Here is a 22,001-nt window from a genome sequence, read left to right on the forward strand (position 1 = left end):
TGACGCACCGGCGGCAATCTTCAATCATAACCAGAGTGCTCATCTCGATGTCAATTGTCAAATCTTGTTGACACGCAGCACCTTGGAAAAATGGCAGCCCTGTGCTCTCCAAAGATAAAATTCAGCGCTGAGGGGCCTTTGTTTCTTGGCAGCATGCCGGGGTGACGTGAAAACCGCCGACTTACGTATCAAGCCGAATTGACGGTTGGCACATTTTGGCCTGTAAGTTTTAGTTGACACTTTTGCCCGCAGTCTCTTAGCATGAATCTCATACAAGATCGCCCTTCGAGGAAAGCAATGGAACTGCAATCACGTGCAAACAACGCTCCGTCCGCGCTTTATACCAAGGCGCAACGCGTGCGCCGCGACGAAAGCGTCTGGACCCTGATCCAGGGAATCCTCGCACCTGTGCAGTTCCTCGTGTTCCTTGTGTCCCTGGGACTGGTGCTGCGCTTTCTTGCGACGGGTGCCGGATATGAGGCCGCGACAGTGTCGATCCTCGTAAAGACGGGCTTTCTCTATCTCATCATGGTCACCGGGGCGATCTGGGAAAAGATCGTTTTCGGTCAGTACCTTTTCGCCCCCGCCTTCTTCTGGGAGGACGTGTTCAGCTTTGCCGTGATCGCCCTGCACACGGCCTATGTCTACGCGCTGTTCACGGGGACGATGGGACCGAATGCGCTGATGGCGCTCGCGCTCGCGGCCTATGCCGCCTACGTGATCAACGCCGGGCAATTCCTGCTGAAACTGCGGGCCGCGCGCCTGCAGTCGGAGGCGGCAGGATGACCCACCACACGCCCCCTCCCCCCGCCACCGGGTGCCGCAACGCCCCTGTTCTGAAACAGCGCGGTCAGCATGAGGTATTCTGCGGACTGACGGGAATCATCTGGCTGCACCGCAAGATGCAGGACGCGTTCTTTCTTGTGGTGGGGTCGCGCACCTGTGCCCACCTGCTGCAAAGCGCCGCCGGCGTCATGATCTTTGCCGAGCCGCGCTTCGGCACTGCGATCCTCGAGGAAACCGACCTGGCCGGGCTGGCCGATGCGCAAGACGAGCTTGAGCGCGAGGTCGATCGCCTGCTGGCGCGGCGCAGCGATATCCGCCAGTTGTTCCTCGTGGGCAGCTGCCCGTCCGAGGTCATCAAGCTGGACCTCGCGAAAGCGTCGGAAAAGCTGAGCGCGAAGCACGCGCCGAAGGTCCGCGTGCTGAATTATTCCGGTTCCGGCATCGAGACCACCTTCACCGAAGGCGAGGATGCCTGCCTTGCATCGATGGTCCCGGCCCTGCCGGCGACCGACAAGCGGCAGTTGATGCTGGTCGGCGCCCTGCCCGACGTGGTCGAGGACCAGGCACTGGATCTTCTGCGGCAGATGGGCATCGAGGATATAACGGTGCTGCCCGCACGGCTGGCCGATACCGAGGTCGCCGTCGGCCCGAACACCGTGTTCGCCCTGACACAGCCATTCCTTGGCGGGACCCATGCCGCCCTGGAAAGACGCGGGGCGCGTCACATTCCCGCGCCATTCCCATTCGGCGAAGAGGGCACCACCGCGTGGCTTCACGCCGTGGCTCGGGAGTTCGGGGTCGATCAGACAACCTTCGACGCCGTTACCGACGCGCCCCGCGCACGCGCCCGCAAGGCCGTGGCCAAGGCGACCGAGACCCTGAACGGCAAGACGGTGTTCTTCTTTCCCGACAGCCAGCTCGAAATCCCGCTGGCACGTTTCCTGACCCGCGAATGCGGCATGACGGCCCTCGAGGTCGGCGCGCCCTTCATCCACAAGGATGTGGTCGGGCCTGACATGGATCTGCTGGCCGATGGCACGCAACTGGCCGAGGGTCAGGATGTCGATCTGCAACTGGAACGCTGCCGCGCCGCCCATCCCGACCTCACGGTCTGCGGGCTTGGTCTGGCAAACCCGCTCGAGGCCGAGGGCCTGACGACCAAGTGGGCAATCGAGCTGGTCTTCACCCCTGTGCATTTCTACGAGCAGGCCGGCGATCTGGCCGCGCTCTTCTCGCGCCCGATCCGCCGGCGCGAGGCCCTGAGGCTGGAGGCCGCATCGTGAAGCTGAGCGTCTGGACATATGAGGGCCCGCCGCATGTCGGCGCGCTGCGCGTGGCCACCGGCATGACCGGGCTGCATTACGTGCTGCATGCGCCGCAGGGCGACACCTATGCCGATCTTCTGTTCACCATGATCGAGCGGCGCAATCATCGCCCGCCGGTCACCTACACGACCTTCCAGGCGCGGGATCTGGGCAGCGACACCGCGCAGCTTTTCAAGACCGCGTGCGAAAATGCCTATGAGCGGTTCAAGCCGCAGGCGATGATCGTCGGCGCGTCCTGCACCGCCGAGCTGATCCAGGACGATCCCGGCGGCATGGCCGAAATGATGGGCATGCCGGTTCCGGTGATCGCGCTGGAACTGCCCAGCTATCAACGCAAGGAGAATTTCGGCTGTGACGAGACGTTCTTCCAGCTGTGCCGCGCGCTGGCCAAGCCGGTCGACAAGACCACGCAAGTCACCGCGAACCTGATCGGTCCTACCGCACTTGGCTTTCGTCATCGCGACGATATCGTCGAGGTGACGGCCCTGCTCGAAGAGATGGGGATCTCGGTCAACGTCTGCGCACCGATGGGGTCGTCGCCCGACGATCTGACCCGACTGGGGGCCGCGCATTTCAACGTTCTGATGTATCCCGAAACCGGCGAATCGGCCTGCCGCTGGATGGAGCGCGACCTCGGCCTGCCCTTCACCAAGACCGTGCCGATCGGGGTCGGCGCGACGCGCGATTTTCTTGATGAAGTCAGTGCCTTGACGGGCATTCCTGCCAGGATGGATGACGCGCGGCTGCGCCTGCCCTGGTACTCGGCCAGCGTCGATTCGACCTACCTGACCGGCAAGCGGGTGTTCATATTCGGAGACGGCACGCATGTGGCGTCCGCCGCGCGTATCGCCCGCGACGAGATGGGCTTCGAGGTTGCAGGGCTTGGCTGCTACAACCGCGAGATGGCGCGCCCCATCCGGGCCCTGGCCAAGGAATACGGCGTCGAGGCGCTGATCACCGACGACTATCTCGACGTGGAACAGGCCATCGAGGCGCTCGCGCCCGAGATGATCCTCGGCACGCAGATGGAGCGTCATATCGGCAAACGGCTCGGGATTCCCTGCGCGGTGATCTCGGCCCCCGTGCATGTGCAGGACTACCCCGCCCGCTACAGCCCGCAGATGGGCCTCGAAGGCGCCAACGTGATCTTCGACACGTGGGTGCATCCGCTGGTGATGGGGCTGGAAGAGCATCTGCTCAACATGTTCCGCGAGGATTTCGAGTTTCACGACGACGCTGGCGCCAGCCATCACGGCGCCGCCCACGTGCCCCGCGCCGCCGACGCGCCGCCGGTTTCCGCCGATCAGACCCCGACCAGCGCGCAGCCGGGTGAAACGGTATGGCTGGCCGATGCAGAGCGCGAGTTGAAGAAAATACCGTTTTTCGTGCGCGGCAAGGCGCGACGCAACACCGAAAGCTACGCCGCCGAACGCGGTGTCGCCGAAATCGGTGTGGACACGCTTTACGAAGCAAAGGCGCATTATGCTAGATAATATGACCATATCCCCACGCTACAGCATCGCCATCATAACGCTCGATGCGCATTCCGCGGGACCCTGCGCCAAGGCGGCAACGCGCATGGCAGAGGAGTTTCCCGGCCTCGAGGTCAGCGTGCATGCGGCCGCCGAGTGGGGCGAGAGCGCGGATGCACTGGCGGCCGCGCGGGCCGCGGTCGCGCGGGCGGATATCGTCGTCTCGACACTGCTGTTTCTGGAAGAACATCTGAACGCGATCGTGCCCGACCTGAAGGCCCGGCGCGACGACTGCGACGCGATGATCGGGATCGTGGCCGATGCCCAGATCGTGAAACTGACACGCATGGGCACGCTGGACATGGGCGCGCCCGCTTCTGCCACCGGCAAGCTGCTGAAAAAGCTGCGCGGCTCGTCCAAGCCGTCCTCGCAGAGTGGTGCGCGCAACGTCCGGATGCTGCGGCGCCTGCCCCGCATCCTCAAGCTGATCCCCGGCAAGGCGCAGGATCTGCGCGCCTGGTTCCTGACGATGCAATACTGGCTGGGCGGCTCGGATGACAACATCGAGGCGATGCTGCGCTTCCTGATCTCGCGCTATTGCCACATCCCCGAATGGCGCGGTGGTCGCGTTCCGGCACCGTTGGAATATCCCGATACCGGGCTTTACCACCCCGACCTCGCCGACCGTATCACCGAAGATCCGGCGGATCTGCCGGGACCGGACGGATCGCGCGGCACCGTCGGGGTACTCTTGATGCGCAGTTACGTGCTTTCGGGCGACACCGCGCATTACGACGCGGTGATCCGCGCGCTCGAGGCACGGGGCTTGCGCGTTTTCGCCGCCTTCGCCTCGGGGCTGGACGGGCGGCCGGCGATCGAGACGTTCTTCCGTGACACGCTTGGCGCGAAGATCGACGCGCTTTTGTCGCTGACCGGGTTCAGCCTCGTCGGCGGCCCAGCCTACAATGACAGCGACGCCGCGGTCGATGTGCTCAAGGCGCTGGACGTGCCGTATGTCGCGGCGCACCCGCTGGAGTTTCAGACGCTGGCGCAATGGGCGGCCTCGCCGCAGGGGCTGGGCCCGATCGAGACCACGATGCTGATCGCCCTGCCAGAGCTTGACGGCGCCACCAATCCGACGATCTTCGCCGGACGCCACGGCGCGTCGGGCTGCGCCGGTTGCGGGCATAACTGCGCCGCGCAAAGCGACGTCAAGGCGATGGCCCCTTGCCCCGAACGCGTTGCGAAACTGACCGAACGTCTGGACCGGCTGGTGTCCCTGCGCCGCAGCCTCGTGGCCGAGCGTCGGCTTGCAATCGTCCTGTTCGGCTTCCCGCCGAATGCGGGTGCCGCGGGCACGGCAGCTTATCTGGATGTCTTCCGGTCGCTCTACAACACGCTGCACGCGATGGCCGAGCGCGGCTACGACCTGACCCCGCCCGAAAGCGTCGAGGCGCTGCGCGCCACCGTGCTCGAAGGCACCGCGCAGCAATACGGGCAAGAGGCCAATATCGCCGCGCATGTCGGCGCCGACGAGATGGTGGCCAACACCCCGTGGCTCGACGAGATCGAGGCGCAATGGGGGGCCGCACCGGGCAAGGTGCAATCGGACGGGCGCGGCGTCTACGTGCTGGGCGCGCAGTTCGGCAATATCTTCGTGGGGCTGCAACCCACCTTCGGCTACGAGGGCGACCCGATGCGCCTTCTGTTCGAACGCGGCTTTGCCCCCACCCATGCCTTTACCCAGTTCTACCTCTGGCTGCGCAACAGCTTCAAGGCGGACGCGGTGCTGCATTTCGGCATGCACGGCGCGCTGGAATTCATGCCCGGCAAACAGGCCGGTCCAAGCGCTGGCGACTGGCCCGACCGGCTGATCGGCGACATGCCGAACGTCTATCTCTATGCCTCGAACAACCCGTCCGAGGCCACGCTGGCCAAGCGCCGTTCGGGCGCGGTCACAATCACGCACATGACGCCGCCGCTGGCGGCCTCGGGGCTCTACAAGGGGCTGGCGGAGCTGAAGGACAGCCTGACCCGCTGGCGGGGCATGGAGCCGGACGCGCATCAGCGCGACGAGCTTGAGGCGCTGATCGCCGAACAGGCCGCCGCAGTGGACATGAACGGCGAGGATCCGCACGCGCTGTGGCTGCGCCTGCTGGAGACCGAGGATGCCCTGATTCCCGAAGGGCTGCACGTCCTGGGCCGCCCGATGAGCGACACTGCCCGCGCCGATTACCTGAACCTGATGACGGCTGCCGATGCCGAGACGCGGGCACGGGTCGATCGTCTCTTGCAGGGCAATCACGAGATTCCGGGCTTGTTGAACGCGCTGGAGGGGCGGTTCACCGCACCCGTGCCCGGCGGCGACCTGATCCGGTCGGCCAACATCCTGCCGACGGGACGCAACATCCACGCCTTCGATCCGTTCCGCATGCCGTCGGAATTCGCCTGCCGCGAGGGCGCAAAACAGGCGCAGGTGCTGCTTGACACGCACAAGAGCCTGCCGCGCAGCGTGGCACTGGTGCTTTGGGGGTCTGACAACATCAAGTCGGATGGCAGCCCGATCGCGCAGGCGCTGGCGCTGATCGGCGCCGTGCCGCGCTTCGACGGGTTCGGGCGCCTTTGCGGCGCCGACCTGATCCCGCTGGAGACGCTGGGGCGTCCGCGTATCGACGTCATCATGACGCTGTCGGGCATCTTCCGCGATCTGCTGCCGCTGCAGAGCAAACTGCTGGCCGAGGCCGCGCTGAAGGCCGCCACCGCCGACGAACCGGTCGAGCAGAACTTCATCCGCGCCCACGCGCTGAGCTATGCCGAGAAGATCGGCTGCGACATGGAAACCGCGGCATTGCGGGTGTTCTCGAATGCAGAAGGCACCTACGGGTCGAACGTGAACCAGCTTGTCGACAGCTCGGCCTTCGGCGAAGAGGACGAGCTTGCCGACGCCTACGAGGCCCGCAAGAGCTTTGCCTACGGCGTGAACGGAAAGGCGCAGCAGAACACCCCGCTTTTGCAGGCAGCGCTGCGCGACGTGGATGTGGCGTACCAGAACCTCGAATCCGTCGAGCTGGGGATCACCTCGGTCGATCACTATTTCGACACGTTGGGCGGCATCAGCCGCGCGGTCAAACGCGCCCGCGGCGGGCAGGAGGCCGCCGTCTATATCAGCGACACGACCCGCGGCGCGGGCAAGGTACGCACGCTGGCCGACCAGGTCTCGCTCGAGACGCGGTCACGCGCGCTCAACCCCAAATTCCACGAGGCGCTTCTCAGCCACGGCGCCGAGGGTGTGCGCCAGATCGAAAGCACCGTCACCAACACGATGGGCTGGTCAGCGACCACCGGCCAGGTGGAGCCGTGGGTCTATCAGCGGCTGTCGGAAACCTTCGTGCTGGACGAGGCGATGCGCAAGCGGATGACCGATCTCAACCCCGCGGCCTCGTCGCGGATGGCCAACCGCCTGCTGGAGGCACATGACCGCGCCTACTGGTCCCCTGACGACGCCACCCTCTCGGCCCTGCGCGACGCCGCGGACGCCATCGAGGACCGACTCGAAGGGATCGCGGCAGAATGACCCGTCCCAGCACAGCGCAAACAGGCCCGGACAAAGGGCGCACCACCCCAATAGGGAGGAGATACTCATGAGCCCACTGGATAACAGACAACAACCCCCCGCCGCGCGGGCCAACATGCGCGAGGCCGCCGGTCTCGAGGCCCGCAGCAAGGTCGAGAGCCCCCCTGTCCTCAAGGGGCAGGACGGCGAAGGGTCGGTGCAGGTGCATCAGGACGATTCGATGAAGATCGAGGGGGCCAAGGTCTTTTCGGTCTACGGCAAGGGCGGGATCGGCAAGTCAACGACCAGTTCGAACCTCTCGGCGGCATTTTCGAAAATGGGCAAGCGCGTACTGCAGATCGGCTGCGATCCCAAGCATGACAGCACCTTCACCCTGACAGGGCAGCTTCAGCCGACCGTGATCGACATCCTGAAAGGCGTCGACTTCCACGCCGAAGAGCTGCGTCCCGAGGACTTCGTGACAGTCGGCTATGGCGGCGTGCAATGCGTCGAGGCGGGCGGACCGCCGGCCGGCACCGGCTGCGGTGGCTACGTCGTCGGCCAGACCGTCAAGTTGCTCAAACAACACCACATGCTGGAAGAGACCGATGTGGTGATCTTCGACGTGCTGGGCGACGTGGTCTGCGGCGGGTTTGCCGCCCCCCTGCAACATGCCGACCGGGCATTGATCGTCACGGCGAACGATTTCGACAGCATCTACGCCATGAACCGGATCATCGCCGCCGTGCAGGCCAAGGCGAGCAACTACAAGGTGCGGCTGGCCGGCTGCGTCGCGAATCGGTCCAAGAATACCGACGAGGTGGACAGGTACTGCGCGCGTGTCGGCTTCGACCGCATTTCGCACATGCCGGACGTGGATGCGATCCGCCGCTCGCGCCTGAAGAAGAAGACGCTGTTCGAGATGGACGACGAAGAGGATATCGTGGCCTGCCGCGCCGAATACATCCGGTTGGCGGAAAAGCTCTACAACGGGACCGATCCGCTGGCACCGGCCCCGATGGAAGACCGCGATATCTTCGAGATGCTCGGGTTCGACTGATGAGCTACGACCGCACCCTTGCCCGTGTCGAAACCTATTTCGACAGAACGGCCACCCGCGCCTGGGAACGGCTGACCAGCGATGCGCCGGTCAGCCGGATCCGCGAGACGGTGCGGGCCGGTCGTGACCGGATGCGGGCACAGATCCTGTCGCGTCTGCCGGCCGACATGACCGGTCTGCGGGTGCTGGACGCGGGGTGCGGTGCGGGTCAGATGACCGCGGAACTTGCGGCGCGCGGGGCCGACGTGGTGGCGGTCGATATCTCGCCGGCGCTTGTCGACATCGCGCGGGCGCGTCTGCCACACCACCTGCAGCACCGTGTCAGCTTTCACTCCGGCGACATGCTGGAGGCCGGGCTTGGCCCGGTCGATCATGTCGTCGCGATGGACAGCCTGATCTACTACACGCAGCCCGACCTCGCGCGCGCCCTGGCGGGTCTGGCCGACAGGACACGCGGCAAGGTCGTCTTCACCGTCGCCCCGCGCACCCCGCTTCTGATGGCGATGTGGCAGGCGGGCAAGCTTTTCCCGCGCGCCGACCGGTCGCCCACGATGGTGCCGCACGCCCCGGCCGCGCTTGCGCAGGCGTTGCGCGCGACGCCGGTCGAGGCGCGGCTTGTCGCGCTCGACCGGATCAATTCGGGTTTCTACATCTCACAGGCCATGGAGCTTGCTGCATGACACGGCGCCGTCCCTCTCCGCTGATCCACCTGACGACGCGCATCCTGCCCTTTTCGGACGCGGCGAGCGCGGGCCTGCCAATGGGCCAGTTGTTGCGGCTGTCGCTGTTTCAGGTGTCGGTGGGGATGGCGACGGTGATGCTGCTCGGAACGCTGAACCGGGTGATGATTGTCGAATTGTCGGTGCCCGCGACCATCGTCGCGGTGATGATCGCCCTGCCCGTCCTGATCGCACCGTTCCGCACGTTGCTCGGCTTTCGGTCCGACACGTATCGCAGTGCCATCGGCTGGAAGCGCATCCCGTATCTCTGGTTCGGCTCTCTGTGGCAGATGGGGGGGCTTGCCGTCATGCCCTTCGCGCTTCTCGTGCTGTCGGGGCAACAGGTCGTGGGACCATCCTGGGCCGGCGAGGTGCTGGCGGCACTGGCGTTCCTGATGACCGGCCTTGGCCTGCACATGACGCAGACCGCCGGGTTGGCGCTGGCCACCGACCGCGCCGACGAGGAAACCCGGCCGCGGGTCGTGGCGCTGCTTTACGTGATGTTCCTTCTGGGCATGGGCGTGTCGTCGCTGATGATCGGCTGGCTGCTGCGCGACTTTACGCCCTTCACACTGATCCGGGTCGTCCAGGGGGCGGCGGTGGTCGGCATTCTGCTCAACCTGATCGCGCTCTGGCGGCAGGAAAACGTCACGCCCATGACCCGCGAAGAGCGCGCCAGTCCGCGCCCCCGCTTCCGCGAGGCCTGGGCCGACCTGCTTGCCGGCGGCCAGGCCGGGCGGCTTCTGGCGGTCGTGTTTCTGGGCACCATGGCCTTCAACATGCAGGATGTTCTGCTGGAACCTTACGGCGGCGAGATCCTCGGGCTGTCGGTCTCCGCAACCACGCTGCTGACGGCGGTCTGGGCCTCGGGGGCGCTGATCGGCTTCGCGCTTGCCGGGCGGATGCTGGCGCGCGGCGTCAACACCTACCGAATGGCGGCCAGCGGTCTTCTGGCGGGCATCGCCGCGTTCGCGGTGGTGATCTTTGCCGCGCCTCTCGAATCGACCGTGATGTTTTTCACCGGTGCGGGTCTGATCGGTTTCGGCGGCGGCCTGTTCGCGGTGGCGACATTGACCGCGGCGATGACCATGCCGATCACCGGCACGGCCGGGCACGGGCTTGCGCTTGGCGCATGGGGGGCCGCGCAGGCCACCGGCGCCGGGCTGTCGATCGCCATGGGCGGTGCCCTGCGCGACTGGATCAACGCGATGGCGACATCGGGCACCCTCGGCGAGGCGCTCAACACGCCCGCGACGGGGTATTCGTTCGTCTACCATATCGAGATCGGACTGCTTTTCGTCACCCTCGCAGCACTCGGGCCGCTGGTCCGGATCGCGCGCGTCGGTCCCCGCAAAACCCAAAGGGAAACGGCCCGTATCGGCCTGGCCGACTTCCCCACATGACCTGCCGTTCCTTCGAAAGGATACCGACATGACCGCAACATTCTTTGGAGAAGTCGATCTGGCCAGCGTGGCCCTCTGGCTCTTCTATCTCTTCTTTGCCGTGCTGATCTTCTACATTCAGCGCGAGAACATGCGCGAGGGCTACCCGATGGAGGACGACGACGGCAACCCGTCCCCGAACCAGGGCCTGTTCCCGCTGCCCAAGGACAAGACGTTTCGCCTGCCGCATGGCCGGGGCGACGTCACGGTGCCCTCGGGCCAGACCCCCGAGCGCAGCCATATCGCGCTGGAGAAGTCCGCCGTCGCCAACGGCTTTCCGTTCGAGCCGACGGGCGATCCGATGGTTGACGGGGTCGGCCCGGCCTCATGGGCGCCGCGCCGCGACATGCCCGAGCTCGACGGCAAGGGCCACCCCAAGATCGTGCCGATGGCCGCGACCGACAGCTTCGGCGTCTCGGCCGGGCGGGACCCGCGTGGCCTGCCGGTCAAGGCCGGCGACGGCGAGATCGTGGGCACGATCAGCGACATGTGGCTGGACGAGCCCGAGCAGATGGTCCGCTATCTGGAATTTGAACTCGACGCCGAGCATGGTGGCGGCAAGCGGCTTGTGCCTCTGACGATGGCGCGGATCAAGAAGGACTGCGTCAAGGTCCGCTCGATCTTCGGCAAGCATTTCGCCGGTGTGCCGAAACATGCATCCCCGAACCAGGTGACGATGCTGGAAGAGGACAAGATCAGCGGCTACTATGCCGGGGGCACGCTTTATGCCTCCGAGGCCCGTCAGGAACCGCAACTGGGCTGACCGGCCCGGACAGAAGGGAGAGGCTGTCATGAGCCACGATCAAGATCACGACGATTTCGCCGTCGAACCTGTCAAGGGGCTGCCCGAGCGTCCGCCGGAGGGTGAACATATCCTGTGGCAGGGACGCCCGCACTGGTGGGCGCTGACACGCGATGCCCTCAGCCTGTATTGGGTTGCGGGGTATTTCGTGGCCCTGTTCGCCTGGCGTTTCCTTACGCTGATCGATCAGGTCACCCTGTCCAGCGCCTTTCGCGCCTCGTTCCCGTTCATCATCCTCGGGGGCGTGGTCTGCGTCATCCTGCTGATCGTGGGCGTCGCGCAGGCGCGCGCCACTGTCTACACGATCACCAATCGCCGCGTCGCCATGCGCATCGGGGCCGCACTGACAGTCACGCTGAACCTGCCCTTCAACCAGATCCGCAACGCCGATCTCAACCTGCGGCGGGACGGCACCGGGACGATCGCACTCGATCTTCTGGAGGCGAAGACGCGGCTGAGCTATCTTGTCTGCTGGCCGCATGTGCGCCCCTGGGTGATGCGCCGCACGCAACCCGCCCTGCGCTGCATCCCCGATGCCGAGATCGTGGCGCGCCTGCTGGCAGACTCCGCCGAGGCGCGGGTCCAGACACCGCAGGTATCGCGCGTGTCGGATGCCACCCCCATCGCCGCAGAATAACCACAAGGCTTCGTCATGACCCAGATCGACACACGCCCCGCCAAACGCCCCTACGACAAGGAACTGATACCGCGTGCCATGATGCGGGCGATGCTGGCGCTGGTTCTGTCGGTCCTGGCCCTGGTCAGTTACGCCCGCCTCACCGACCGTCCGCTGATCTCGACACCTCCCGAAGGCAACACCGTGGTCAGCCGCGACGTGCTGATGTCGGGCGACATGTCGGGGGCCGCCACGATCCGCAACCTCGACGGAACCCTCGTCGCCGACCTGACCCCGGACGAGGGCGGGTTCATATCGGGTGTCTGGCGCGTGATCCAGCGAGAGCGTACAAAAAATCGCGTGGCACTCGACGGTCCCGTCACGCTGATACGTCAGGATAACGGGCGGGTGTCGATCCACGACCCCAGCACGGGCTGGAGCGCCGATTTGATGGGATTCGGCGTCGACAACGCCAGAGCCTTCGCGCGGCTCTTGGCACAATAGGAGAGGAGGCCGCAATGGGATGGCTGACCAAGGAAATCGAACATGCGCCTTGTACTGTGGAAATCAGTCACAAGTTCGAGTCGCTGCACGCACATGTGCGTTTCAACAACGGCGCCACGGTCTATCCGGGCGATGAGGTCAAGGTGCAGGGGCCAGAGATCATGGCACCGTTCGGCGAGGTCGTGAGCGAGGATCGCGACGCGATCATCTTTCGCGCCAGCGGGCTGGAACGGCTCTGGACCCGTCTGACCGGAGATTTCGAAGTGATGGAGCTTTGCGAATTTTCCTTTTCCGAGGAGGCTACGCTATGAACGTCCAATCCAAGCATACTGCCGACGCCGTCACGGCCGAGGAAAGCTTTGCCATTCAGGAGGAACAGGCAAAGTTCGACAGCAAGGCCGCCACCGACGTGGCGATGCAGAACACCCTGCTGACCCCGCGCTTTTATACCACCGATTTCGACGAGCTCGACGCGATAGATGTCAGCCCCGTCCGCGAGGACTGGGACAAGCTGATCGCGCGGATGGTCAGCGATCCCAACAAGGGTCATTTCCGCAAGACCGAGGATTGGGATCACGTCGACTGGGACAATATGGACCCGGAGTTGAAGAAGGAATTCATCGACTTCCTGATTTCCAGCTGCACCGCCGAGTTCTCGGGTTGCGTGCTATACAAGGAAATGAAGCGGCGCGGCACCAACAAGGACATCACGCAGCTCTTCCAGCTGATGGCGCGCGACGAGGCCCGGCATGCCGGTTTCATCAACGATGCGTTGCGCGAGGCCGGTGTGGCGGTGAATCTTGGGTTCCTGACCCAGAAGAAGAAATATACCTATTTCCGGCCCAAGTTCATCTATTACGCCACGTACCTGTCCGAAAAGATCGGCTATGCGCGGTATATAACCATCTTCCGCCATCTCGAGCAGCACCCCGAACACCGGTTCCATCCGATCTTCAAGTGGTTCCATGAATGGTGCAACGACGAGTTCAGCCATGGCGAGGCGTTCGCGCTTCTGATGAAAACCGACCCCAAGATCACCAGCGGGATCAATGTCTGGTGGATCAAGTTCTTCCTGACGGCGGTGTTCGCCACGATGTATGTCCGCGATCATCAGCGGCCCGCCTTTCACAAGGCTCTGGGCGTCGATCCCGACTGGTACGCCGGCGAGGTCTTTACCAAGACCTCGGAGATGACCAAGCAGATCTTTCCCATCACGCTGGATATCGACAATCCGCGCTGGCAGGCGGGCCTGGTTCGGTTGCAAAAGGCCAATGCCGATCTGGCGCGGGCCAAGACAGAACAGGGTGTCGGGGCCTGGCTGCGGCGAACGGGGGCACAGGCCCGCGCGGCGATGGCCTTCGCCGGGCTTTACACGATCCCGGCGAAGAAACACGAGGTTCCGGCCTCGACCCGGCTGGAGCCGGCATATTGACCGCGGCTTCGGTGCATGTCGCACCGACCCGTGGGGGGGGCCAGCCCCCCACACCCCCCGGAGTATTTCCGGAAAGATGAAGGATTAGACGTGCACAGCCCTTGGATCGCAGCCCTGATGGCCCTGTTTCTCTGGTGGTTCGCCACCGGGGCGATCCTTTTGATCGTGCGGCTTTGCGAACGACGCGCGGATGGTGCGGGGCGCCGGGCCGTGATGCTCGCCGTGCCCGTTCTGGGGCTTGGTCTGTGGGGCTATCACGCGACGCTGGAGATGACCGGTATCGGAGCGGCCTATGGTGCGTTTCTGGCGGCCCTGGCGATCTGGGGCTGGATCGAGCTGAGCTTTCTGACCGGCGCGATCACCGGTCCGAACCTGCGCCCCTGCCCGCCCGACGTGGTCGAATGGGAGAGGTTCCTGCGTGCGTGGGGGACGGTCGCCTATCACGAGATGGTGCTGACCGGGGCCTTGCTGGTGGTCTGGCTTGCGGGGCACGAGGCGGCAAACCAGGTGGGTCTATGGACCTTCACGGTGCTCTACTTCGCGCGCATCACGGCCAAGCTGAACCTCTATTTCGGGGTGCCGCGGATCAACGTCGAATTCATCCCGCGGGCACTGGCACATATGGGCAGCTACTTCCGGATGGCCCCGGTCGGCTGGTTCTTTCCCGTCTCGGTGACGGCGCTCAGCCTCGCGGTCGCCTGCTGGCTCGAACGGGTCTATTCCGCCGGCACGCCGGCCGAACTCGTCGGGTTTTCCCTGCTCGGCGCGATCACCGCGCTGGCGCTTCTGGAACACTGGCTGATGGTCCTGCCATTGCCGGACGCGAAACTCTGGCGCTGGATGTTGCCCGCGCCCAAACACTCACCAAAAAAGACAAGACCGGAGGGGCACCATGAATTTTGATGGCATGTTCGATGCGCAGCTGGAGGCTTTGCGCGAGGAGGGAAACTACCGCGTTTTCGCCGAGCTGGAACGCCGGTGCGGTGATTTTCCGAGGGCGAGAAGCCATGACGCCGACAGTGTTGGCGATGTCACGGTCTGGTGTTCCAACGATTACCTGGGCATGGGGCAGCAATCGGTTGTGCGCGAGGCGATGAAGGACGCGGTCGACCAGTGCGGCACCGGCGCCGGCGGCACGCGCAACATCTCGGGCACCAATTGTCATCACCTGATGCTCGAGCGCGAGCTGGCCGATCTGCATGGCAAGGACGCCGCGCTGCTCTTCACCTCGGGTTACGTGTCGAACTGGGCCGCGCTGTCGACCCTTGGCAGCCGGTTGCCCGATGCGGTGATCCTGTCGGACGAGCTGAACCATGCCAGCATGATCGAGGGCATACGCCATTCCCGTGCGAAAAAGGTGATCTGGAAGCACAACGATCCCGAGGATCTCGATCGAAAGCTGGCCGCATTGCCGGTCAACACACCCAAGATCGTCGCCTTCGAGAGCGTCTATTCAATGGATGGCGATATCTCCCCGATGCGCGAGATCGTCGAAGTCGCCGAAAAACACGGCGCGATGACCTATCTCGACGAGGTGCATGCCGTCGGGCTTTACGGGCCACGCGGCGGCGGTGTTTCCGAAGAGCTTGGGCTGGCCCACAGGATCACGTTGATCGAGGGAACGCTTGGCAAGGCCTATGGCTGCATGGGCGGGTACGTGACCGGCTCGGCAAGCCTGTGTGATTTCATCCGCTCCTTTGCCAGCGGGTTCATCTTCACAACCGCCCTGCCGCCCGCCGTGGCCGCAGCCGCGACGGCAAGCGTTCGGCACCTCAAGCAGTCGGATACAGAGCGCAAGGCGCAACGCGCACAGGTGGCCAAGCTGCGCCGGCAGCTCGACATCCATGGCATCCCCCATCTTGACAACACCAGCCATATCATTCCGGTCATGATCAAGGATCCCGTGAAATGCCGGGTGCTGGCCGACATCCTGATGCGCGACTGGGGCATCTACGTGCAGCCGATCAACTATCCCACCGTTCCCAAGGGCACGGAGCGGCTGCGGTTCACACCCGGCCCACTGCACAGTGATGCGGATATCGATCACCTGGTGGCCGCCCTGAACACGCTATGGAAGCAATGCGCCATCGCCCACGCGGTTGCCTGACACGATTGCGCGCAAGAGCGTACGAAAACGGCTTGATTTGCCGGTGACAAGGCTACCTTTCTCATGCAGATCAAAATGCGGCTAGGCAATTCCACCCATGCCGATATCTTAAAAGGTCGCCTCGGGCGGCCTTTCACTGTAAGGAGGAAACGATGAAACTGACACGACGCACAACCATGAGTCTTCTGGGCGCCACTGCCGCGACCGCTCTACTTCCGTCCGGCGCGCGCGCGAACGGTGAAGTGCACGAGGTGCAGATGCTCAACCGTCACCCGGACGAGAATGAAAGCATGGTCTTCTACCCCGACATCATCGAGGCGCAGCCCGGCGACACGATCCGGTTCGTTTCCGTCGACAATGGCCACAACGCCGTCAGCTATGACGACATGCTGCCCGACGGGGCCGAGGGCTGGAAAAGCCGGATGAACAAGGATTTCGAGGTCGTGGTCGAGGCCGAGGGTGCCTATGGCTACTATTGTCAGCCGCACAAGGCGCTTGGCATGGTAGGTCTGGTTCTCGTGGGCGACGCGACGACCAATTACGAGAGCCTGAAAGAGGCCAACCTGCGCGCGCCACGCGAGAAGCAGCGTTGGGAAGATATCTTTGCCCGCGCCGACGAGATCGTGGGCGGCGCCGCCTGACACGCACAGGCGCGACAAGACATCTGACCGTCACTGGCCGGCCCCATGCGGGGCCGGCCTTTTCATATCATCCGCAGCGGGATCACACGGGCGTCGTCTGGCGAGACGGCATCGCGTATCATCCTGGCAATATCCTGTGCCGTCATCTGCGCATCTTCGTACATGGCAGCCGGGCTCGCCTGATCTATGAACCGGTCCGGCAGGCAGACATTGCGCATCACGAGGCCGCGGTCGAACGCGCCACGTCGCGCCAGATCGTGCATGACGATGGACCCAAAGCCTCCTTGTGCACCTTGTTCAACGGTGATCAACGCCCGGTGATGGCCGACAAGCTGCATCAACAGATCGCTGTCGAGAGGTCTGGCAAATCGGGCATCTGCCACCGTGACCGAAATTCCGTCCTCGGCCAGCATTGCGGCGGCGACGCGGCATTCTTCCAGATGCGCGCCGAAGCTCAGGATCGCGACATCGGTGCCCTCTTCGATCACGCGACCGCGGCCGATCTCGAGCGGTTTGCCCCGCTCGGGCAGCACCACACCCGTACCGGCCCCGCGCGGATAGCGGAACGCGATGGGACCCGCGTCATGCGCGGCCGCCGTGGCGACCATGTGCACAAGCTCTGCCTCATCGGCGGCAGCCATCACCGTGAATCCCGGCAGGTTGCCAAGATACCCGATATCGAACGCGCCCGCATGGGTCGCCCCGTCGGCACCGACAAGCCCCGCCCGGTCTATCGCGAACCGCACCGGCAGACCCTGCAACGCCACGTCGTGCACCACCTGGTCATAGGCGCGTTGCAAAAACGTGGAGTAGATCGCGCAGAACGGCTTGAGGCCCGAGGCCGCCATCCCGGCGGCAAAGGTCACGCCGTGTTGCTCGGCGATGCCCACGTCGAAGACGCGGGACGGGAAACGCTCGGCCATCTTCGTCAGACCTGTGCCGTCCGGCATGGCCGCCGTCACCGCGACGACCCGGTCGTCGCGCGCGGCCTCATCGCACAGCGCGTCGCCGAACACGGCGGTGTACGAGGGCGCGGCAGGTTTCGACTTGGCCTGAGTTCCCGTGGCGGGGTCGAATTTCGCCACGCCATGACCCTTGTCGGCGGCGTCCTCGGCAGGGGCATAGCCCTTGCCCTTTATGGTGCAGCAATGGATCAGCACCGGCCCCGTGGCGCGGGCCCGCGCGGCACGCAGCACACCCAGAAGCTGGCCCATGTCATGCCCGTCGATAGGGCCGACATACTGGAAGCCGAGCTCTTCAAACAGCGTGCCGGACCCTGCCAGCCCGGTCACGAGCTGGCGGGCACGCTTGGCGCTTTCGCGGATCGGGGCGGGAATCGCCGCCTCGAACCCTTCAGCGAGCGAGGCCATCCGCGCCAGCGGTTCGCTAGCATACATGCGGCTGAGATAGGACGACATCGCCCCGACCGGGGGCGCGATGCTCATCTCGTTGTCATTCAGGATCACGAACAGGCGGCGGCCCTCGGCCCCGGCGTTGTTGAGCGCCTCGTAGGCCATCCCGGCGCTGATCGCGCCGTCACCGATAACGGCGATCGCGTCGCCCGTGGCCTGGCCCATGTCGCGCCCCACGGCAAAGCCGAGCGCGGCACTGATAGAGGTGGAACTGTGCGCGGCGCCGAACGGATCATGCGCGGATTCGGCGCGCTTGGTGAAGCCCGACAGCCCGTCCTTTTGCCGCAGCGTCCGGATACGGTCGCGTCGGCCGGTCAGGATCTTGTGGGGATAGCACTGGTGACCCACGTCCCAGATCAGTTTGTCCATCGGCGTGTTGAACACGGCATGGATGGCGACGCTCAACTCGACCACGCCAAGGCTGGAGCCAAGATGCCCGCCGGTTTGCGAGACGGCGTCGATCACCTCGGCGCGCAGTTCGTCGGCAAGCTGGCCGAGGTCGCAGTCCGGCATCTGGCGCAGGTCGGACGGTCCGGCCACGCGGTCAAGCAGCGGTGTTTTCGGTAATTCCTTGGTCATCGCACCCCCTCCCTTCAAGGTGGTTCACGCGTCGCCCGCATCGATTTGTCGGGGCGCGAACGGCGCGATATGACCGGAGGCGGGATCTGCGCCCCGCCTCCGGTGGTCTGTCAGTTGCCGTAATCCGGCTCTCCGCTCAGCGTGGCAAGCTCTGGCCAGTCACCGATCACGTTGGTGCCCTGAAGGGGCTGTTGATACCCCTTGTGGCAGGTCTTGCAGGCGGCCTTGGGGGCGTCGGCATAGACCGGGCCCAGTCGTTTTTCGGGCAGGATACCGTCAAGCGGCGCCAGATAGGTGTTGTTCAGCTCCAGCACCATCTGGATCCCCAGCGTTTCCGTGGCCCATTGCGGCGTGATCTGCCCGCTGGCCGAGTAGAACGCCCGGCTGTTGTGACAGAACAGGCAGTTCACACCCAGCGAGTTGCTGATGTAGTTCATCAGCGAATAGGTCCGCTCGGCCTGCTGGATGCCCGGATAGCCATCCTCGCCCGGCACGCCGGCAACCCGGCTTTCGAGATCATGCACCGCGATCGTCTCGCCATCGAGCAGGTATTTCTCCAGCGCGTCCGAGGGCAATGACGTGTATTGCGATTGCATCGTCACGCGGTTCTGGTTGGCCGACCAGCCTTGCACGTTCTCGTTGACGGGGCTGATCTTGTACCAGACATCCGACGGCACCGCCTGACCACGGTGGCAGGTGTAGCAGGTGACACCGACCTCTTTGTTGGCGTTCACGTGACCGGCCCATTCCTCGTTGAGGGTCTGGGTCATGCCGATCATCAGGTAGCCGACGCTGGTCTGGTAGCTGTCGAGATCGTCGAAGAGGTTCGGAATCCCCGTCCATTCGCGCATCGCGGCCAGCAGGCGATCGTAATTCTCGACCGTCAGGTTCTCCAGCCCCGGCGGCACGTTCTCACGCGCCTCGCCCGCGGTCTCTTCGCCGCCCTGCGGCGGCACCGGGTCGGAGGTCGAGGCGAGGAACGCCTCGATATCCGGGTCCGGCTTTGCGAGGTCGGCCTTGAACTCGGGCACCGACATGCCGGTGCCACGCGGCCCGGTCTGCAGGCTTTCGGTGGCGTAGGGCTGTCCCCCGCTCACCAGAAGCGCCGCCACGAAGACCGCCCCCCCCACCACGCCGATGGCGATGGCGGGGCCGTAGATCTCCTTGGGGTTTTCCCGGTTCCATTTGTCAAACCACTTGGGAAACATGGCTCAGTCCTCCTGTCCGATGAAGGCTTCGTAAGAGCCATAGTTCTCGTAGCCGTATGACCCGTCATACATCGGCGCGAAATTGTGCTCTTGTGCCCAGATGAACCAGTTATCCACGACGGTTCCGGTCAGCAGGATCCCGATCCCGCCGGTGATCGGCGTCAGAACCGCGAACCACCAGGCCCACCGGTGGATGCCCTCCATCGTGGCGTTGAAGCCCATGGTCCAGCGCCAGAACAGCGCCGCGCGCTCGCTCGCCGTGCCGCGATCATAGATCTGCTCAAGCTCGCGGTCGCCGCCGAAACGGGTCACCGCAAGGATCGTGGCACCGTGCATCGCGAACAGCAGCACCGACCCGTAGAGGAACACGATCGAAAGGCAGTGGAACGGGTTGTAGTAAAGGTTGCCGTAGCGGATCGAGAACGCCGTGGTCCAGTCGAGATGCGGGAAGATGCCGTAGGGCACCGCCTCGGACCACGATCCCATCAGGACCGGGCGGAAGAGGCCCAGCACGAGGAACAACCAGATCGCCGACCCGAACGCCCAGGCCACGTGCTTGCCCATCTTGTGGCTTGCCGCAAGCTGATAGCTGCGCAACCACCAGGCCAGAACGCTGACCAGCAGGAAGAAGGAACTGATGATGTACCAGCCGCCATCATTGAGCGGGGGCATCGACAGGCCGTATTCGGGACCCGGAGGTTCCAAGGCGAGCCAGAAAAGCTGACGCAGGAATTCCGGGATCGACCAGCCGACCTGCGCCAGCATGTTGAATCCCACGATCACGAACCACAGCGTGCCCGTGACAAGGCTGACGACCCCCAGCATCCCGAGGTTGATCGGGCCGATCTGCGCATTGCCGATCCAGCCGATGAGTTTCGAGAAGGTCGGCTTGCCGGCGCGCTCGCCCATCAGGCGCCCGCCGGTGCCATCCAGGCCCATTTCGGGCGGGCCCTGAACCTGCACTTGCGTGAATATGTTCTGATATTCGGCCATTGTCTTACATCCCTACCTGAGAGGGCCAGATCGGCGCCTCGAGCCACCAGTTCCACCATTCGGGCCAGCCCTTCGTCCAGACGGGTCCGCTGATGATGATGCAGACCGCCGACCAGAACCCGGCATTGAGCGCCAGCAGCAGACCAACGCGGTGAATCCCCAGCGTGCCCACCGAATAGCCGATGAAATCACGAAAGAACGTGTCCTCGTGATCCGGCGACTTGGCCTCTTCACCCTTCTCGGGGTTCGCCGCCGACAGCACCAGCCCGCCATGCAGCGCCAGCGCAAGCGTCGTCGCGAAGAAGAACGTCACGGCCAGCATGTGTGCCGGGTTGTAGTGAAAGTGCAGGTAGGCGTAGCCGGTGTTGCTGACCCAGTCGAGGTGACTGAAGATCCCGTAGGGAAAGCCATGCCCCCAGGCCCCCATCAGCACGGGGCGAAACACAACGAGCGTCGCGTAGGCGAAGATCGCGACACCGAACGCGAACGGCACGTGATAGCCGATGCCCAGCTTGCGGCAGATCTCGACCTCGCGCAGCATCCAGCTTATGAAGGCGCCGAGCGCGCAGATGGTGATGATCTGCCACAGCCCCCCTTCCATGAGCGGGGCCATTCCCAGCCCGTAGGACAGATCGGGCGGTGCGATGTTTATCAACCATGGGTTGAAGGTGCCCTGGTTCGCGGCCCCCCAAAAAATCAGAATGGTCCCCAGAACGGCAAAGAACACCGTCGTGACACCGAAAAATCCGACATAGAACGGTCCGACCCAGAAGTCGAACAGATCGCCGCCGATCAGTGTCCCTCCGCGGACCCGGTACTTTCGTTCGAAACTGAGCACAGCCATTTTCGCAGCCTCCGAGTATGGTGACCTCTCGGGGACGGAGCCCCGCGGTCAACCTGATCAATACGTGTCTTGGTCGCCGCGGGCGGGAGATCCCCCGCCCACAGCGTCAGTGGAACAAGCGCGGTTCAGCGCCCGTACTTCTCGGCGGCGATCTCAAACCAGTTGAAACCGTCGGTGCTGAGCAGCACGAGATGGATCATCGCGGCCAGAAGGAACAGGAATGCGCCCTGTGCCACGAAGACGCGACGCGGGTCGAAGATCAGCCAGATCTTGTAGAATTTAGCCATTGTGTTGTCCTTTCTTAGAACCACGGGAACCAGATGAAGGTTGCGATATGCGCAACCACTGCAATCGCCGTGAACAGCCAAAGGCCGCTCATATAGACGGAATGCAGCTCCTGGGCTTGCTCGTCTGTGAGACCTGTGAACGACAGGTCGGATTTATCAGCCATGAACTTTCCTCCGGAATGTTATGCCGAAGCCGCGATCCCCGCGGCCGGGGTGCCT

The 22,001-nt window shown here is 64.3% G+C and carries 21 protein-coding genes; 15 read left to right on the plus strand and 6 right to left on the minus strand.

Annotated features, from left to right (window positions below; genetic code table 11):
* The first annotated feature begins 297 nt into the window (after positions 1-297).
* The 15 genes from bchF to ACROSR_RS12920 all read left to right on the plus strand — a co-directional run bounded on the left by bchF (position 298) and on the right by ACROSR_RS12920 (position 16,459).
* Positions 298-786 carry a 2-vinyl bacteriochlorophyllide hydratase gene (bchF, locus tag ACROSR_RS12850; RefSeq protein ID WP_432685661.1) on the plus strand — a complete coding sequence of 163 codons (489 nt, stop codon included), beginning with the start codon at positions 298-300 and terminating at the stop codon, positions 784-786.
* The gene (locus ACROSR_RS12855; RefSeq protein WP_432685663.1) at positions 783-2,069 is read left to right on the plus strand and encodes a ferredoxin:protochlorophyllide reductase (ATP-dependent) subunit N; all 1,287 of its coding nucleotides are present in this window, start codon (positions 783-785) and stop codon (positions 2,067-2,069) included. The genes bchF and ACROSR_RS12855 overlap by 4 nt, the downstream gene beginning before the upstream one ends.
* Positions 2,066-3,604, plus strand: a complete 1,539-nt coding sequence (gene bchB, locus ACROSR_RS12860) for a ferredoxin:protochlorophyllide reductase (ATP-dependent) subunit B (RefSeq protein ID WP_432685665.1) — start codon at positions 2,066-2,068, stop codon at positions 3,602-3,604. Before ACROSR_RS12855 ends, bchB begins: the two co-directional genes overlap by 4 nt.
* Positions 3,594-7,157, plus strand: coding sequence for a magnesium chelatase subunit H (locus ACROSR_RS12865; protein ID WP_432685667.1), 3,564 nt, complete (start codon positions 3,594-3,596; stop codon positions 7,155-7,157). Before bchB ends, ACROSR_RS12865 begins: the two co-directional genes overlap by 11 nt.
* Positions 7,158-7,272: 115 nt before the next feature.
* Positions 7,273-8,196, plus strand: coding sequence for a ferredoxin:protochlorophyllide reductase (ATP-dependent) iron-sulfur ATP-binding protein (gene bchL, locus ACROSR_RS12870; RefSeq protein WP_432685731.1), 924 nt, complete (start codon positions 7,273-7,275; stop codon positions 8,194-8,196).
* Complete coding sequence (gene bchM / locus ACROSR_RS12875) at positions 8,196-8,876, plus strand: magnesium protoporphyrin IX methyltransferase (protein WP_432685669.1); 681 nt, start codon at positions 8,196-8,198, stop codon at positions 8,874-8,876. Before bchL ends, bchM begins: the two co-directional genes overlap by 1 nt.
* Positions 8,873-10,318 carry a PucC family protein gene (locus ACROSR_RS12880; protein ID WP_432685671.1) on the plus strand — a complete coding sequence of 482 codons (1,446 nt, stop codon included), beginning with the start codon at positions 8,873-8,875 and terminating at the stop codon, positions 10,316-10,318. Before bchM ends, ACROSR_RS12880 begins: the two co-directional genes overlap by 4 nt.
* Positions 10,319-10,346: 28 nt before the next feature.
* Positions 10,347-11,120 (plus strand): photosynthetic reaction center subunit H, encoded by a 774-nt coding sequence (puhA, locus tag ACROSR_RS12885; RefSeq protein WP_432685673.1) that lies wholly within the window; start codon positions 10,347-10,349, stop codon positions 11,118-11,120.
* Between the two features lie 28 nt (positions 11,121-11,148).
* A complete protein-coding gene (gene puhB / locus ACROSR_RS12890; protein ID WP_432685675.1) occupies positions 11,149-11,796 on the plus strand; it encodes a photosynthetic complex putative assembly protein PuhB in 648 nt (215 codons plus the stop codon).
* Between the two features lie 15 nt (positions 11,797-11,811).
* Positions 11,812-12,279, plus strand: a complete 468-nt coding sequence (gene puhC / locus ACROSR_RS12895) for a photosynthetic complex assembly protein PuhC (RefSeq protein ID WP_432685677.1) — start codon at positions 11,812-11,814, stop codon at positions 12,277-12,279.
* Positions 12,280-12,293: 14 nt separating this feature from the next.
* Positions 12,294-12,590, plus strand: a complete 297-nt coding sequence (locus ACROSR_RS12900) for a hypothetical protein (protein WP_432685679.1) — start codon at positions 12,294-12,296, stop codon at positions 12,588-12,590.
* Complete coding sequence (gene acsF / locus ACROSR_RS12905; RefSeq protein WP_432685681.1) at positions 12,587-13,711, plus strand: magnesium-protoporphyrin IX monomethyl ester (oxidative) cyclase; 1,125 nt, start codon at positions 12,587-12,589, stop codon at positions 13,709-13,711. The genes ACROSR_RS12900 and acsF overlap by 4 nt, the downstream gene beginning before the upstream one ends.
* Positions 13,712-13,801: 90 nt before the next feature.
* A complete protein-coding gene (gene puhE / locus ACROSR_RS12910) occupies positions 13,802-14,614 on the plus strand; it encodes a putative photosynthetic complex assembly protein PuhE (protein ID WP_432685683.1) in 813 nt (270 codons plus the stop codon).
* Positions 14,604-15,818 carry a 5-aminolevulinate synthase gene (gene hemA / locus ACROSR_RS12915; protein WP_432685685.1) on the plus strand — a complete coding sequence of 405 codons (1,215 nt, stop codon included), beginning with the start codon at positions 14,604-14,606 and terminating at the stop codon, positions 15,816-15,818. Before puhE ends, hemA begins: the two co-directional genes overlap by 11 nt.
* A 152-nt stretch (positions 15,819-15,970) precedes the next feature.
* The gene (locus tag ACROSR_RS12920; protein WP_432685687.1) at positions 15,971-16,459 is read left to right on the plus strand and encodes a pseudoazurin; all 489 of its coding nucleotides are present in this window, start codon (positions 15,971-15,973) and stop codon (positions 16,457-16,459) included.
* A gap of 62 nt (positions 16,460-16,521) precedes the next feature.
* Here ACROSR_RS12920 and dxs read toward each other — a convergent pair whose 3' ends face one another.
* From dxs to pufB, 6 genes are all read right to left on the minus strand, one after another.
* The gene (dxs, locus tag ACROSR_RS12925; RefSeq protein ID WP_432685689.1) at positions 16,522-18,450 is read right to left on the minus strand and encodes a 1-deoxy-D-xylulose-5-phosphate synthase; all 1,929 of its coding nucleotides are present in this window, start codon (positions 18,448-18,450) and stop codon (positions 16,522-16,524) included.
* A 110-nt stretch (positions 18,451-18,560) separates the two neighbouring features.
* Complete coding sequence (pufC, locus tag ACROSR_RS12930) at positions 18,561-19,658, minus strand: photosynthetic reaction center cytochrome PufC (protein ID WP_432685691.1); 1,098 nt, start codon at positions 19,656-19,658, stop codon at positions 18,561-18,563.
* A 3-nt stretch (positions 19,659-19,661) separates the two neighbouring features.
* Positions 19,662-20,651 (minus strand): photosynthetic reaction center subunit M, encoded by a 990-nt coding sequence (gene pufM, locus ACROSR_RS12935; RefSeq protein WP_432685693.1) that lies wholly within the window; start codon positions 20,649-20,651, stop codon positions 19,662-19,664.
* Positions 20,652-20,655: 4 nt separating this feature from the next.
* Positions 20,656-21,495, minus strand: a complete 840-nt coding sequence (gene pufL, locus ACROSR_RS12940) for a photosynthetic reaction center subunit L (protein WP_432685695.1) — start codon at positions 21,493-21,495, stop codon at positions 20,656-20,658.
* Between the two features lie 125 nt (positions 21,496-21,620).
* Positions 21,621-21,782: a light-harvesting antenna LH1, alpha subunit gene (pufA, locus tag ACROSR_RS12945; RefSeq protein ID WP_167197222.1), complete on the minus strand. Its 162-nt coding sequence runs from the start codon at positions 21,780-21,782 to the stop codon at positions 21,621-21,623.
* Between the two features lie 14 nt (positions 21,783-21,796).
* The gene (pufB, locus tag ACROSR_RS12950) at positions 21,797-21,946 is read right to left on the minus strand and encodes a light-harvesting antenna LH1, beta subunit (RefSeq protein WP_009819267.1); all 150 of its coding nucleotides are present in this window, start codon (positions 21,944-21,946) and stop codon (positions 21,797-21,799) included.
* Positions 21,947-22,001 lie beyond the last annotated feature (55 nt).

It is taken from the genome of Roseovarius tibetensis (assembly GCF_050896375.1).
Taxonomy (GTDB): domain Bacteria; phylum Pseudomonadota; class Alphaproteobacteria; order Rhodobacterales; family Rhodobacteraceae; genus Roseovarius; species Roseovarius tibetensis.

What these genes read in the sequence shown, in the direction of transcription:
- bchF (WP_432685661.1), top strand. Translation starts at nt 298, where the DNA reads ATGGAACTGCAATCACGTGCAAACAACGCTCCGTCCGCGCTTTATACC.
- ACROSR_RS12855 (WP_432685663.1), top strand. Translation starts at nt 783, where the DNA reads ATGACCCACCACACGCCCCCTCCCCCCGCCACCGGGTGCCGCAACGCC.
- ACROSR_RS12865 (WP_432685667.1), top strand. Translation starts at nt 3,594, where the DNA reads ATGCTAGATAATATGACCATATCCCCACGCTACAGCATCGCCATCATA.
- bchL (WP_432685731.1), top strand. Translation starts at nt 7,273, where the DNA reads ATGCGCGAGGCCGCCGGTCTCGAGGCCCGCAGCAAGGTCGAGAGCCCC.
- bchM (WP_432685669.1), top strand. Translation starts at nt 8,196, where the DNA reads ATGAGCTACGACCGCACCCTTGCCCGTGTCGAAACCTATTTCGACAGA.
- ACROSR_RS12880 (WP_432685671.1), top strand. Translation starts at nt 8,873, where the DNA reads ATGACACGGCGCCGTCCCTCTCCGCTGATCCACCTGACGACGCGCATC.
- puhA (WP_432685673.1), top strand. Translation starts at nt 10,347, where the DNA reads ATGACCGCAACATTCTTTGGAGAAGTCGATCTGGCCAGCGTGGCCCTC.
- puhB (WP_432685675.1), top strand. Translation starts at nt 11,149, where the DNA reads ATGAGCCACGATCAAGATCACGACGATTTCGCCGTCGAACCTGTCAAG.
- puhC (WP_432685677.1), top strand. Translation starts at nt 11,812, where the DNA reads ATGACCCAGATCGACACACGCCCCGCCAAACGCCCCTACGACAAGGAA.
- ACROSR_RS12900 (WP_432685679.1), top strand. Translation starts at nt 12,294, where the DNA reads ATGGGATGGCTGACCAAGGAAATCGAACATGCGCCTTGTACTGTGGAA.
- acsF (WP_432685681.1), top strand. Translation starts at nt 12,587, where the DNA reads ATGAACGTCCAATCCAAGCATACTGCCGACGCCGTCACGGCCGAGGAA.
- hemA (WP_432685685.1), top strand. Translation starts at nt 14,604, where the DNA reads ATGAATTTTGATGGCATGTTCGATGCGCAGCTGGAGGCTTTGCGCGAG.
- ACROSR_RS12920 (WP_432685687.1), top strand. Translation starts at nt 15,971, where the DNA reads ATGAAACTGACACGACGCACAACCATGAGTCTTCTGGGCGCCACTGCC.
- dxs (WP_432685689.1), bottom strand. Translation starts at nt 18,450, where the DNA reads ATGACCAAGGAATTACCGAAAACACCGCTGCTTGACCGCGTGGCCGGA.
- pufC (WP_432685691.1), bottom strand. Translation starts at nt 19,658, where the DNA reads ATGTTTCCCAAGTGGTTTGACAAATGGAACCGGGAAAACCCCAAGGAG.
- pufM (WP_432685693.1), bottom strand. Translation starts at nt 20,651, where the DNA reads ATGGCCGAATATCAGAACATATTCACGCAAGTGCAGGTTCAGGGCCCG.
- pufL (WP_432685695.1), bottom strand. Translation starts at nt 21,495, where the DNA reads ATGGCTGTGCTCAGTTTCGAACGAAAGTACCGGGTCCGCGGAGGGACA.
- pufA (WP_167197222.1), bottom strand. Translation starts at nt 21,782, where the DNA reads ATGGCTAAATTCTACAAGATCTGGCTGATCTTCGACCCGCGTCGCGTC.
- pufB (WP_009819267.1), bottom strand. Translation starts at nt 21,946, where the DNA reads ATGGCTGATAAATCCGACCTGTCGTTCACAGGTCTCACAGACGAGCAA.